This window comes from Anaerovibrio sp. JC8, assembly GCF_002100115.1.
Classification (GTDB): Bacteria; Bacillota; Negativicutes; order Selenomonadales; family Selenomonadaceae; genus Anaerovibrio.
The window spans coordinates 51,727-65,572 of record NZ_ANBM01000008.1; the positions used below are offsets into that span (position 1 = coordinate 51,727).

Below are 13,846 nucleotides of genomic sequence, written 5' to 3' on the forward strand. Positions count from 1 at the left end.
TTTCTCCCGTGTTAACTTACAACATCAGGCAAGAGGCTTCTGATAGAAGAATGGCTGGAAGCTGGTATAACCCAACTTACGGAAATTCAAAATAGCCTCAGTAGCACCGACAAACAAAATTCCACCCGGCTTCAAGGCCTTGAAGAAGTTGGCATACAGCTGATCCTTTGCTTCCTCGGTGAAATAAATAACCACGTTACGGCAGAGAATAAGGTCAAAGCCGGATTCAAAATTATCCTTAAGAAGATTATGGCGCTTGAACTCAATGCAATCTTTAATCTCCTGGGAAACCAGATACTTATCCCCATCCTGAGTGAAATACTTTCTCTTGCGCTCCGGATCAATGGCCTTCAGCTCATTGTCAGTATACTCACCTTTTCTGGCCTTGCCCAAAATCTCAATATCAAGGTCAGTTGCCAAAATACGATGACGCATATTCGGAGTCAGTGTCTTCATAATCATGGCCAAGGAATAAGGCTCAGCACCGATAGAACAGCCGGCACTCCAAATGTTCAGCTTACTGCTGCGCTTCAGGAGGTCAGGAATAACATCTGTCTCCAGCTTGGCAAACTTGTCAGGAGTACGGAAGAACTCAGACACGTTGATAGTCAGATACTCGATAAATGCTGCAAACTCATCATGGTCCTGAACAACCTTGTCAAAGTACCCGGAATAGGTATCATAACCATTTCGCTTTGCCAGGTTCATGATACGGCGCTGCATCTGCGGTGCCTTGTACAAATCCAGGTCTATTTCAGTCTTTGCCTTTAACTTTCTTTTAAATTCAGTCCAATCCTGTTCTGCTGTCATAAGCTATCCCTCCAAACGGTTCTACGTATTCACTAATTCTTATTCCACTAAAAAATCAAAAATCCTTTATTTTTTTTGAAATAAGTTATTATCCTTCAACATAATGGCTAAAGCTTCCTATAACCAGCTGAGGAAATTCCTCCTTCAGCTCCTTGAGGAACCTTCTGGTGCCCACAAATTTTGTTTTCTGCTCCGGCATTATCTCCAAAAAGGCATCCGGATCAATATTAAGGTTCCGCACCTGTATCATCTGCACCGGCAGCTCCCTAAAGAAGTCCTTCCAAGCCGCCAGCTCCTCCTCCCGGTCGTTAAAGCCAGGGAAATACAGCATATTGAGGGACACATATATGCCATGGTCCAGGGCATATCGAATGGAAGCCTTCACATCCTCCAGCTTGTAGTTGCTGCGGTAATAGGCATCGTAGCTCTCCGGAATGGCGCTGATAATGCTGACCCGCATGGTATCGAGGCCCGCATCCACAATGCTCTTGATGCCCTCAGTATAACCGGCATTTGTATTAATATTAATCTGGCCCTTGTCTGTCTTGGAACGAATTATCTTAATGCCGGCTGAAATATTCTTGGCCGCCAGTGACGGCTCTCCTTCACAGCCCTGTCCAAAGCTGATGATGCCCTCCGGGGCACTTTCCAGATGATAAATGCCCAGCTCCGCAATCTGCTCCGGGGTCGGGCGGAACTTTATCCGGCTCTGGGGTGACGGACAGCATTCTGCCGGCTGCAGGGAAATACAGCCAAAGCAGTTGGCGTTGCACACAGGGGAGGTAGGAATACCACACTCCCAACGGCGATAGAAAATATTTTCCGCCGTGCAGCAATGCCACTCCAGGGAGCAGTTGGCCAAGTGGTCAATGAGAGGATTATCCGGCAGGTCCTTCTTCACCTGTTTTACAAGACGCTTCAGATTCTTTGTATTATAATGCTCCGGGTCCCACTTATGATTTTCGTCGGTATAAATGGCCGCCCCGTAGAGCTGGTCCTTATAAACGCACACTGCAGTGTAACCATACAAAGGCAGGCGGCTGGCATCCTCCTCCAGCTGGAAGGCCGGCATCATGGTCCGGGTGTAGCCCGCCGGCAAAATGGCTGATACCGCATTTCCGGTCAGGGCCAGCACTTCCCCCTCCTGAGTCATGCCTATGGCCTGGCGTTCCGGCAGGAACATTAGGTCAGCACTCTCCGGCAGAGGAATCAGATCCTCCGGAGTCAGAGGGCGAATTTCATCCCCCTCACGGCCCATAGCAAGAATGCCCGGTGCATCAAAGATTTCCCCGTTTTCATCGGCGTACAGCGCAATTATCTGATCGGTATTTTTATTCTTTCCCATCTGCGGCCACCTTTTCTGCTACCTCATTATTATCTGTTGTATCTGCAGAAGCAGCTCCTTCATTGGACTGCTCCTTCCAATTCTTCTTTGGCTTCTTCTGTTTCTTCGGGTTGTATTTGTTCATGGCATTATCAATATCTTCATTTACCATACACTCAATGGCCGGAATAAGATACTGAATGGCCTCCTGAATCTTTGGCACTTCCTCCTCGGGGAAATTGGCCAGTACATGGTTTACCACGGTCCAGCCCGGCAATGGACGTCCTATGCCAATACGGACCCGTCCAAAGTTTTCATCCCCCATATGGGCAAGGATGGATTTAATGCCATTATGGCCGCCGTCACCGCCCTTTTTGCGGATGCGGATGGTGCCCGCCGGAATGTCCATATCATCATGGCAGACGATTAAATCCTCCGGCTCCAGCTTGTACCACCGCATAAGGGGGCCAATACATTCACCGCTGTTATTCATATAGGTCTGGGGCTTGACCAGCAGCACCTTTTCTGCACCGATACGGGCCTCTGCCACCAGTCCCTTTTCCTTTTCCTTCCAGCCATCAGCTCCCAGCTTCTCAGCCAGGGCATCCACCATCATCCAGCCCACATTATGGCGGTTTCTGGCATATTCTGCACCTGGATTACCCAATCCGGCGATTATTTTCATGAACAAAATCTCCTTGTGTGACAATCTATTTTACGCAAATATATGTAGATTATACATTATTACGGCTGTTTTGGCTATTTTCCTTGACCACTGGCGTATAATATAATTAGTCTGAATTTATTTGGAGGATAATATGCATCAGTATTTGTTTTATATAGGTGATTTCCCCGTGCGGGCCTACGGGCTTGTACTCAGTCTCAGCATCATTCTGGCCACTGGAGTAGGATACTTTCTGGCCAGGCAGGACGGCCGCTATCACAGCCATGTGGTGGATCTGGGCATTTACTGCGGTTTAAGCGGTCTTTTGGGTGCCCGCCTCTGGGATGTATTTTTTTTCGACTGGGAATATTACAGCCAGCATCTTACGGAAATATTGAACGTATGGCAGGGCGGCATGGCCATTCAGGGGGGCATTGTGCTGGGAGTTACCACCGGCATATTGTATTGCCGCCGTCACAACATAGATATTCTGGCCATGATGGACATTGCCGCACCGGCTATTGTCTTCGGTCAGGGCCTGGGACGCTGTGCCAATTTGCTGAACGGTGATGCCTTTGGGGCACCAACGGGGGGAGACTTTGGTATTCTCTATCCGGCCACTACCCTTGCCCATCACACTTATGGCAATCAGCCCCTATGGCCGGCAGAAATCTGGGAGGGACAGCTGGACTTCGTAATTTTTGCCCTGCTCCTGCTGTTCCGTGCCTTTCCTCACGCAAAGGGACAGGCCTTCTCCCTTTACGTTATGCTTTACTGTCTGGTAAGATTTGGCCTGGAATTTCTCCGGGGGGACTATGCAAATCCGGTGCTGTGGGCCTTTACCTCCGCCCAGATGACCAGTATTGTAGGCTTTACCATTGCCCTTATCTGTTTTCTTGCATTGCATGTCAAGGGAAAAAGGGACACCGAAAATAAGGCTTAAACTATAACTATTCTTTACAATTTCTTTACTATAAAAGTCAACTATTGTATAATTATGTAGATAAATATGTTTCGAAAGGGGTATTTTACTTGAGTATAATCGCCCGTCACCTTACAGTTGACATGTACAAGTGCAAAAATTCCTGCTTTGATGATGTGCAGGCCTTACAGGCTACATTAAAAACCCTGCTGATGGAAAGCAATCTTGATATTCTGTCCTCCAGCAGCCAGATTATGTCAGATGACCATATTGCCATTGTTCTGCTTTTTGACGAGGGCCATATTACGGTTCACGCCTTCCCGGACCTCCAGTATGTTTCCGCAGATGCCTTTATCTGTGAGGAGGATGCTGCTCCTGAGGAAATTTTCAGCTCCATCAGAAAGCTGTTTAAGCCGGAAAAGACCAAGACCACTATCCTGAAGCGTGGTGACTTTGGCACCAATACAGATATGAAGCCAAAGACCAAGACCAAGGTTGCGCCTCTCCGCCGTATTCATAACACCGGCAGCAAGGTCATCAACATGCTGAAGAACAAGGACAGCAATAAAGACGATTAATTGATAAAAACTCCTGATTCTCAGGAGTTTTTTTGTGCCCTTTTTCATGTATACATTAAAACATAAGACAAATCACTAAACAAAATTGTCTTTTGAAGGTATAATAGTCTTTGTCATGTACTCTGTATCATAGGAGGTATTTATGGAGAAACCACGTCTGGGACATATTCACTTTCTGAATGTCCTGCCTATAACCTACAGCCTGACCCAGTGTGGCTACGGTGAAGGCATCGACATCAAGGGCGGTGTCCCATCTGTTATGAATAACGACCTTATAAACAACAGGCTGGATGCCAGTGAGGTATCCTCCATTGTTTATGCCAAAAACTTTGATAATCTTCTTATCCTGCCGGATCTGTGTGTCCGGGCTGACGGTCCTGTACGCAGCATTATTCTGGTATCCAAAAAGCCTATTGAGGATATTAACCAGGACAGAATCGCACTGACTGCCCAATCAGCCACTTCCCACGCTCTGGTAAAGATTGTACTCAATAAATCCTATGATGCCGCCCCGGAATACTGTGTGCGCCATCTCTCCCCGGACAAGCCGGTGCCTGATGACTGCACCGCAGCTCTCTTTATAGGTGACGATGCCCTAGACGTGTATCACCATAAGGACAAGGCAAGGTTCCATTATTACGATATGGGTGTTGAATGGAAAAAGCTCACAGGCCGCTGCATGGTATATGCCGTGTGGGCAGTACACAAGGATTTTGCCAAGGACCACCCGGAGGCCCTCCAGCTCCTCTATGACCGTCTGTACAAGGGGCTCCGTCACGGCTACGCCCATAAGATTGACGCCATCAATTCAATTTTGGAGGACAAGCCATTTTCCTTCCAGCAGCTGGATGAATATCTGGAGGTCATCAAGTGGAATCTCACGGAGGAATATCTGGACAATCTCATGGTATTCTACAAATATGCCCATGAGCTGGGCCTTATCCCCCGCCTGCCAAAGCTGAAGCTGGCAGAGGTAGAACGATAATAAGCATAATAAATCTTTACAGCAAAAAGGACAGCCCGCGGGCTGTCCTTTCTTATTTCCTATTGGCAGGGCCAAGTCCCCATTGCCTTGTTAATTCACGTAGTTAAGCTGCAGCATTACAGCCTGAGGATAGTATTTAAAGTTCATGGACTGTCCATACCCCATATCTACAATATCCCCCGGAGCCGGTGTAAAGGACCAGCCATAAATGGCGGAGTATTTATAAAGTGGGGAATCAGCATTCAATACGCTTATATCAAATGCAGAGGAAGCACCCTTTAGCAGAATAAGGCGGTCAGCGGTAAAGGTAACAGGATCAAAGGTTACTACCAGACCGATATTCGGATAATACCAGCTTTCATCACTGACACCACACAAAGCCTTGGTAGCGGATGCATCCAGCAGCTGGGCCGCACCATACCTGTTTTCCACCTCAGGCTCTGTCATATCAAGGTGAAGACCACCCACAGATTCCACATATTGTGGATCACCGGTGTAAGGAACCAGCGTCACATAATTGCCCAATTTTATGGATTTCTTTCCAGCAGTGGTATCCCAAAATACGTTGACATAATTTACACCCATCTTGCCAATAACGGTTATGGTGGCACTGCCGTTTAAATTGTCCCCTACCAAATTATTTACCTCAGACACCCGGATGCCATTCATAATATTGTCATCCCCAAAAACAACCTTACGATGTCCATCCTGGTCACACCAGACGCCCTTGACAGCTGCGTAAAACCTGTTCATCGGGGCCATGGGATTTTGGGCAAAGGCCATTGAACAGCTGAGCAGCACTGCTAAAGACAACAATATTGACACAAATCTTCTCATAAAAGGACCTCCTTATAACATTTTTTACTGCCTCATTTTCATAAATGCATGTATTTTACTTCGATATAAGCAGCCCTTTTTCCTGCCGAAATAAAAAAACATAAGCCGGATTGTCTAATCCAGCTTATGGAAACACTGCATTCGTGGGTGTATTAATATTATTCGGCCAACGGGACCCTCTTTGCTTTACGGCTGGTAATAAAGGCATACACCACCGGCACCACAATAAGGGTCAATATAGTTGAGGTAATAATACCACCGATAACCACATAAGCCATGGGACTGCGCATTTCAGCACCCGGGCCCAGCCCCAGGGCTATTGGCAGCATACCGAATATCATGGCCATGCTGGTCATCAAAATTGGCCGCAGACGGGTCTTGCCAGCCATTACCAGTGCCTCATTGCAGGCTACGCCTTGAGCCATCTGCTGCTTGGCAAAATCAATAAGAAGAATAGCGTTTTTGGTAACCAGGCCCATGAGCATCATAATACCGATAAAGGAAATCAGGCTCAGCTCACTGCCGGTAACAAATAGGGCCACCAATGCACCAATAACTGCCAAAGGCAGAGAAAACATAATGGCAAAAGGCTCCAAATAGCTTTCGAACTGGGCAGCCATAATCATAAATATAAAGGCCACAGCCAGAAGAATAGCTGTCCGGAAGCTGCTGAAGGATTCATCCATATCAGCAGTTGCTCCTGCCCCGCCCAGGGATACCCCTGCCGGCAGTTCGGTTACAATTGGGCTGTTATAAATTTCATCATTGACATCACCCAAGGACGAACCATTGATATTGGCAGAGAGACGAATTTCCTTCATACGGTCATAGCGCCTAATATCACTGGCAGTGGTGGTGTAATCCCACTTGGCCACCTGGGACAGGGGCACCAGCATATTGCGGTCTCCCACCATTTTTTCGCTGGGAACAAATATCTTATGGAGCATATCCGTCCGACTGCGGCTGGCATCATTAAGCTGCAGCCGAATATCCACCCGGTCATCACCATCACTGAATTTTCCTATAACCTTGCCCTCCAGCATGGTCTGAATGGTGCTGCCCACCTTTTCTGTGGATACTCCCAGATCACCGGCCTGTGCTTCCCGCATGGTCAGATTCAGATTTGGCAGACCGGCATTATAGGTAGAGCTTACATCCATAAGCTCCGGCTTTTCCTCCATATATTTTTGGATTTTCTCCGCTGCCTTGGCCATATCCTCCATATTTTCACCAGTTATGGACACGGCCACCGGCTTTTCATAATCCTCGATAAAATCTGCCTTAACCCCCGGAATTTTATTCCAACGGCTGCGGACCTCGGCAATTACATCCTTCTGGCTGCGGCTGCGCTCCTTTTTCGGCTTCAGCTTAATAAAATAATTCTGCTGATGGTTGGAGCTGCTGACATAGATATGGGCAATTTCAGGGATATCCTGTATCGCCGCCGTAAGCTGGCGGGTCTGCTCATCTACGGCCTGGGGGCTGTCGCTGCCGGCACTTTGCACCGTGGCCGTAAACTGGGCCTGATCAGTTGATGGCATAAAGGTAGAACCCAAAAATGGAATCAACAGCAAGCTCAATAACAAAACTCCCCCTGCCGCCGCCAAAGTACGTTTCTTGTATTTTGCCAGCACCCTGGCGAGAAACTCACCATAGACGTTGGTCATGCGGGCAAACCATATCTGCCAGCCCCGCCACCTGGTACGGATAAGAGCAGGCATTTTCGCCTCACCTACCGGCAGATAATGGGCTGCCATCATAGGCGTCAGCGTAAAGGAAACAAACAGGGATACCAGCATGGCGAAGGCAATGGACAATCCAAATTCCTTTACGTATTCGCCAGTCATGCCGGACATTATCCCCACCGGAACAAAAACTGCCACCACAGTAAAGGTGGTAGCCATAACCGCCAGGCTGATTTCCTTGGTGCCCTCTGCCGCTGCGGTCAGGGGATCCTTGCCCATACGACGGTGACGGATAATATTCTCAATGACCACTATGGCATCATCTATCAACAAGCCTACTGACAGGGACAGGCCCAACAGCGACATGGTATTTATGGAAAATCCCGCCAGCTTCATAAAGAAAAAGGTGGACACTATGGACACCGGGATAGCCAGAGCGGAAATAAGGGTGCTTTGCCAGTCTCCCAAAAACCACAAAACGATAATAACCGCAAAGATACCACCCACCAGCAAATCAAACCATACCTCATGGATAGAGTCGGAAATACGGGCTGCATCATCCCGCACCAGATTTATCTTCATCCCCTTGGGAATCTGGTCCTGAATGGCTTCCATTTCCTTTTTGACGGCAGTGGCCACCTGAACGGCATTGGCCCCGGACTGCTTGCCGATTTCAATACCCAGGGCCTGCTCGCCGTCATAACGGGCAGTGGTATCTGCCTCCTTTATATAATCCTTTACAATACCCACCTGGTGAAAATATATGGGAACATTATTTCTTTTTCCCAGCACCACCTGATTAAACTCATTAATATTGGTAAAATTGCCGGCGGTACGGACTGACAGCTCCTGCTGGTCCGTTTTAATCTTGCCGGCTGGAATATCATTATTGGCCTGGGTCAGCCTGTTGTTTATATCGCTGATGGACAAGCCAAACATGTTCAACTTGTCCTGATCCAGCAGCAGCTTTATTTCCCGCTTTTCCTCACCCGTAACAGTGAATTTGCCCACGCCATTAATTTTCTGGAGGCGAGGCTTCAGCACATCCTCAATAAAGATACTGGCTTCCCGCCGACTGACGCCTTCATCCATGGTAATGGCATAGGAAACCACTGCCGCCGCATTTTCATCATAGCGTGAAATAACAGGCTCCTTGACTCCAGTGGGCAGCTCCTCACGGACGGCTCCCACCTTGTCCCGAATCTCCTGAGTCGCCGTGGCTGCATCAACACCTATATTAAATTCCACATTTATCTCGGCACTGCCGGCCCGGGATACGGAGGTAATATGCTTCACTCCACGGGCCTCGCCAATGGCCTCCTCAATTCTTTTGGTAACCTGGGCATCCACCTGCTCCGGCTGGGCTCCGTCATAGGTTACTGACACATTGACAAAGGGAGTATTAGTCTCAGGATTTTCATTGATACTCATCTGAAAATAACCTACGATTCCCAATATAACCAATGCAACCAGCGTAACAGTAGCAAATACGGGACGCTTTATGCTGATTTCCGACAGATTCATTCATCCACCTCATTTATAGTCAGGGTATCCCCATCCTTCACCTTATCCAAAGCATTGGTTAATATCCGGGTCTCCCCCTGTACACCGCTTACAATTTCAATATAATCACCAATAATAGCACCGGTTTCCACCCGTACCCGCTTGGCTTTGCCCTTCTCCACGGTGAATACATACTGGATTCCCTTCTTACCAAGTACCGCCTGCCGTGGCACCGCCAAGGTTTTGGATGGTTGACCAGTAATCAGACCGACCTCCACAAACATACCCGGCTTCAGCTTATTGTCTGTGTTGTTCATCTTCACCTTCACCCGGAACATGCGGTTTTCGTTGCCTGCCACAGGATTTACTACTGTAATAAGGCCCTTGAATATCTGGTCTGGATAAGTATCCACCTTCACATCAAGAGGAACCTCCCGGTTTAACACTCCCATGTATTTCTGCTCCACATTAATTACTGCGTACACTTCCCCCATCTGCTCCACAGTCATCAGCTGTGTTCCTGCGGAAACAAACTGACCCGCAGTTACATTTTTATTGGCCACCACCCCATCAACGGGGCTTACCACAGAAGCATCATTGACCTGCTTTTGGGCACTGTTGACCTGGGCCTGGGCTGAGGCCATATCCGCCTGAGCTGAAAGCAGGTTGGTTCTGGCACTCTCCAGCTGCTGTATGGATATTGCCCCGATGCTGCCCAGCTTCTCAGTGCGGGCATAATCGGCATTGGCCTTATCATACTTGGCCTGAGCCTGTCTTAAGCTGTTTTGGGCAACCTGCAGGCTATTATTAAGCTCCTCCATATCAATGGTAAACAGCACCTGCCCCTTATGAACATATTCACCATCCTCTACCAGCACATTGGTTACCTTGCCATTAAACCGGCTGCTGATAATATTGGAGGTCAATCCCTCAATACTGCCCGGCACCGGTACCAGAGATGGCTTGTCCATGAGCTTTGCCTTGGTAACAGACACCGCCAGTGAATCCTGCATTCCCGGATTATCCTCTGCCGATATAAACCTGGATGCCCCCAGGGCCACCACCATAACCAGCAATATTATCAAGTATATTTTTTTCCTTAAAAAAGTCTTAATCATGTCCTGTCCCTTCGTCCTAATTACTGACTACGGTCAGTAGTGTCGCAAAAAAGAAAGTGCATCTAAAATGCACCTATCCTTTAATAATCATGGCATAGAAAGCCGTAAAAGCCCTGGTTTGATGCCCAGCAATGTATTCAGCTGGCTGGAAACAATTTTATAGCGTATATCCATTTCCTTATCAGAAATATCATCTGAAGTCATATTCTCAGGCACCTGCCACAGATAATCTGCCAAAGACCATAAAAACCTCAGCCGTTCCGGTATTTCCTCAGCAGAAAAGTGCAGGGAGCCTTCTTCAATTCCCAAGGAAAACATAGCCTGAAGCACTGGCTCCAGATCCTCCACCAGCATTTTTTCCCACATATATTCAAAGTATTTGTAGTCTGATGGTGTTTCTATCTGGTCCAGCATACATTCCACCGGCAGCTCCTGATTTATGGCATCAAGAAACAGCTGCAGCTGCTCCAGGGCTGTCTTGCCGTCACATTTTTCCCGCAATGCCGCCACAAAGTCATTGGCGAACTTTTGCAGGATACTTTCCATTACAGTTTCCTTGGTGGAAAAATGATAAAAATAGGTACTTTTGGCAATGCCAATTTCCCTGCAGATACTGCTTACATCAGTTTTATCATAACCCTTGGAGGCAAACATTTTAAAGGCAGCTTCCATTATTTCCTGCCGCCGCTCCTCCGGGGATTTTCTAATTCTTGTCATCTGGTTCATCTCCTTACTGACTTAGGTCAGTAATAATATAGACTAACCAAAAATCTTTGTCAACATATTTCTCCAAAAATCAGATATCTTTTCTATTTCCCATTAAATACAGGGGGACGCTTTTCCGCAAAGGCCTGTATTCCCTCCCGGAATGTCCTGTTTTTTAGTTGCCAATCAATATGCAAATACCGATTTTTCAGCTCATTATCCTCACCCAGCAACAAATTCCTCAGGAAATTTTCCAAATAAACAGGTGTTTCATGTATGCCATTTTGCAGATTGCTGTAGTTGGCCCGGACCAAAGCATTACGAAAATACCAAGAATTATCTGCAAACAAGTCATTAGTGGCATTAAAGCCTAAACTCCGCAGATATTTTATAAGAAATACTGCTGTTGTTCTGGTATTTCCTTCACCAAACACGTGGATTTGCCATAGCTGAGCGATAAATTTGGCTAGATAAAGCTCTTCCTCGCTATCCTATAATCTGCACCTTGGAAACACCAAAGGCTTCCTTCAGGGCTGGGATACAGTCACGCTCCAAAAAGGACCGTTCCAGTATGCCACCGCTGACAATGAGAAGGGTATCTCCCCGTTTATTGAAGGTTTGGATTTTTTTGAAGGCACGATTAAAAATGTCTTCAGGAATGAGATCCTTTAATTTGTCTACACCATCAGCCATTTCCGGCTTTTCCTTTTTTATGCGCACATCAAAAGGATCTGCTGCCTCTGAACTAAGATGAACATTTCCGGCCATGTGGTTCTTGTTAAGCATATTATCCATTCCTTTCCATATTGTACTTATACTTCGCCCTCATCCATTATACCAAGTTTACACTTCCAATAGCGAGAGTATTATTATAACGCCATTGTTCAAATTTTTCTTTTTTAGAAGAAAAATCTTCCAATTAGCGTTTCAACGAGCTGGGAGATATGCTCACCAGCTGTTGTAGTTTGTTTCCCCCCACCTAAAACATCTTAAAGCTCGTTATATACCCACACGGTCTTCGTCAGTAATCTTCCTGATTACTCTGCAGGGATTTCCCACTGCCAGGGAATTAGCTGGAATATCCTTGGTGACAACACTGCCGCCACCGATTACTGCTCCCCTGCCTATTCTTACCCCCGGCATAATGGTAACATGACCACCAACCCAGACATCTTCCTCCAAAATAATCTTCTTCACCTTTTCCGGGAAATACGCGCCATACTCATTAAAATGCTTGGCACGCTCATCAGCCACCAATGGATGGGAAGGAGTTGCAAACAAGGCTCCCGGACCGATTAAGCATCTGTCGCCGATATGTATTTCATTGCCATCAAGAAATACAGCATTAAAGTTAATATATACATCGTCCCCGATGTATATATTACAGCCGTAATCGAACTGCACGCCGTTGGCTATAAAGGAATTTTCCCCAATATGCCCCAAAAGATCAGTCAATAATTTGCGTCTTTTTTCCTTTTCCTCCACCATAGTCTGGTTGTATATGGTACTGGTATTTCCTGCCAGTGCCCGCTTTTTTACCATCCAAGGCTCATTATCCTGAAACCATTCTCCGTTGAGCATTTTCTCTTTTTGGTTCAGCTGCTTCTCTGCCATTACCCTACCTCCCGAAAACGTTTCTTTCATTTTATCACAAATAATAAAATGGCCACATAACTGCGGCCATAGTTTTAGACTTTTATTTTAATACAAAAAATCCCTGACTTCACTGGAAGTCAGGGATTCTTTATGCTTAGGTTAATATATTCTCTTAGTACAACATGCCAAAGGCTGCGCCACGGCTGTGATTATTGAGACCACCAAGGGCCCCCACTTCCTGGCTGAGAGACTGCAAGCCCTGCTTTACGGCCCACATTGCAACCTGGCTCTGTGCATTGGCACTGGCATTATTTACAGACTCAGCGGCAATATCGGTATCATCTATGGTGGATACTGCATCATAGAGGTTTTCTTCCATAACAGTGTAGTTGCTGGACTGATAGTCCAAGCCCTGCTGGGAAGCGCCGATACTTGTTGCCTGATCAAGGGCAGTATTTAAGGCATTGTCAACTGTTTCAATGGCACTACCCAAATCTGAGAGATCACCCAGCTTGATGTTGCTGTTGCCATCACTGTCAGTAAGGCCCAGGCCTGCGGTACTCATATCACCAAGATTAACGGTTTCATAACCGTTATAGCTTGCCACCTGTACAGACTGACTGCCATCCAGCAGCTTCTGGCCATTGTAGGTAACCTGTGCATTGGAATTAATCTGTGCTAAAGTCTGATTTACTGACTTCTGCAATGCTGCAATATCAGATTTACCATTGGTACCGTTTGCGGCACTAATCAATGTCTCCTTTAAGGAAGACAGGGAACTTACTGTATTGCCTACGGCGCCGGCCGCTACATTCAACATGGAATTAGCAGTCTGAGTATTGCTGTTGGATTGAGCTACACTGCCGATATTATTATACATGCGCTGGACAATGGCATATTCGGAGGCACCATTGGCCGCACTATAATACTTGGAACCGGTTGATATACGCTGAATACTGCTTGATTGTGCAGATTGGGCACGATTTAAGTTGTTAAGGGAATGATTAACTCCGCTCATTACACTGCCGATACTCATGTTATCATCTCCTTCACTTGTTAAACTTCACTATTTTATCGAATAAGTAATTTTACCTATTCTACAGTTTGCTGTCAATAGCT

Annotated in this window: 14 protein-coding genes; 3 read left to right on the forward strand and 11 right to left on the reverse strand. The window is 46.7% G+C overall.

The window, feature by feature from the left end:
• Positions 1-24: 24 nt before the first annotated feature.
• The 3 genes from D081_RS08800 to pth all read right to left on the reverse strand — a co-directional run bounded on the left by D081_RS08800 (position 25) and on the right by pth (position 2,819).
• Positions 25-810: a protein-glutamate O-methyltransferase CheR gene (locus tag D081_RS08800; RefSeq protein WP_085023828.1), complete on the reverse strand. Its 786-nt coding sequence runs from the start codon at positions 808-810 to the stop codon at positions 25-27.
• Between the two features lie 88 nt (positions 811-898).
• Positions 899-2,155: a radical SAM protein gene (locus tag D081_RS08805; protein ID WP_085023829.1), complete on the reverse strand. Its 1,257-nt coding sequence runs from the start codon at positions 2,153-2,155 to the stop codon at positions 899-901.
• Complete coding sequence (pth, locus tag D081_RS08810) at positions 2,142-2,819, reverse strand: aminoacyl-tRNA hydrolase (protein ID WP_085023830.1); 678 nt, start codon at positions 2,817-2,819, stop codon at positions 2,142-2,144. Before pth ends, D081_RS08805 begins: the two co-directional genes overlap by 14 nt.
• Positions 2,820-2,952: 133 nt before the next feature.
• On the opposite strand from pth, the gene lgt reads away from it, so the two are divergent.
• The 3 genes from lgt to D081_RS08825 all read left to right on the forward strand — a co-directional run bounded on the left by lgt (position 2,953) and on the right by D081_RS08825 (position 5,283).
• Positions 2,953-3,741 carry a prolipoprotein diacylglyceryl transferase gene (gene lgt, locus D081_RS08815; protein ID WP_085023831.1) on the forward strand — a complete coding sequence of 263 codons (789 nt, stop codon included), beginning with the start codon at positions 2,953-2,955 and terminating at the stop codon, positions 3,739-3,741.
• Between the two features lie 89 nt (positions 3,742-3,830).
• Positions 3,831-4,298 (forward strand): adenosylmethionine decarboxylase, encoded by a 468-nt coding sequence (gene speD / locus D081_RS08820; protein WP_085023832.1) that lies wholly within the window; start codon positions 3,831-3,833, stop codon positions 4,296-4,298.
• A gap of 142 nt (positions 4,299-4,440) precedes the next feature.
• Entirely contained in the window at positions 4,441-5,283 is an 843-nt protein-coding gene (locus D081_RS08825) for a menaquinone biosynthetic enzyme MqnA/MqnD family protein (RefSeq protein ID WP_085023833.1), read from the forward strand.
• Positions 5,284-5,373: 90 nt separating this feature from the next.
• Here the strand turns inward: D081_RS08825 and D081_RS08830 are convergent, their stop codons facing one another.
• The 8 genes from D081_RS08830 to D081_RS08865 all read right to left on the reverse strand — a co-directional run bounded on the left by D081_RS08830 (position 5,374) and on the right by D081_RS08865 (position 13,763).
• Positions 5,374-6,120 (reverse strand): hypothetical protein, encoded by a 747-nt coding sequence (locus D081_RS08830; protein WP_085023834.1) that lies wholly within the window; start codon positions 6,118-6,120, stop codon positions 5,374-5,376.
• Between the two features lie 158 nt (positions 6,121-6,278).
• Positions 6,279-9,329 carry an efflux RND transporter permease subunit gene (locus tag D081_RS08835; RefSeq protein ID WP_085023835.1) on the reverse strand — a complete coding sequence of 1,017 codons (3,051 nt, stop codon included), beginning with the start codon at positions 9,327-9,329 and terminating at the stop codon, positions 6,279-6,281.
• A complete protein-coding gene (locus D081_RS08840; RefSeq protein ID WP_085023836.1) occupies positions 9,326-10,426 on the reverse strand; it encodes an efflux RND transporter periplasmic adaptor subunit in 1,101 nt (366 codons plus the stop codon). Before D081_RS08840 ends, D081_RS08835 begins: the two co-directional genes overlap by 4 nt.
• Before the next feature lie 87 nt (positions 10,427-10,513).
• Complete coding sequence (locus D081_RS08845) at positions 10,514-11,143, reverse strand: TetR/AcrR family transcriptional regulator (protein ID WP_158087618.1); 630 nt, start codon at positions 11,141-11,143, stop codon at positions 10,514-10,516.
• A gap of 92 nt (positions 11,144-11,235) precedes the next feature.
• Positions 11,236-11,565, reverse strand: coding sequence for a hypothetical protein (locus D081_RS08850; RefSeq protein ID WP_198941983.1), 330 nt, complete (start codon positions 11,563-11,565; stop codon positions 11,236-11,238).
• 52 nt (positions 11,566-11,617) lie between these two features.
• Complete coding sequence (locus tag D081_RS08855) at positions 11,618-11,917, reverse strand: hypothetical protein (protein ID WP_143272181.1); 300 nt, start codon at positions 11,915-11,917, stop codon at positions 11,618-11,620.
• 213 nt (positions 11,918-12,130) lie between these two features.
• Complete coding sequence (locus tag D081_RS08860) at positions 12,131-12,745, reverse strand: sugar O-acetyltransferase (protein ID WP_158087619.1); 615 nt, start codon at positions 12,743-12,745, stop codon at positions 12,131-12,133.
• Between the two features lie 154 nt (positions 12,746-12,899).
• Positions 12,900-13,763 carry a flagellin gene (locus tag D081_RS08865; RefSeq protein WP_085023840.1) on the reverse strand — a complete coding sequence of 288 codons (864 nt, stop codon included), beginning with the start codon at positions 13,761-13,763 and terminating at the stop codon, positions 12,900-12,902.
• Positions 13,764-13,846 lie beyond the last annotated feature (83 nt).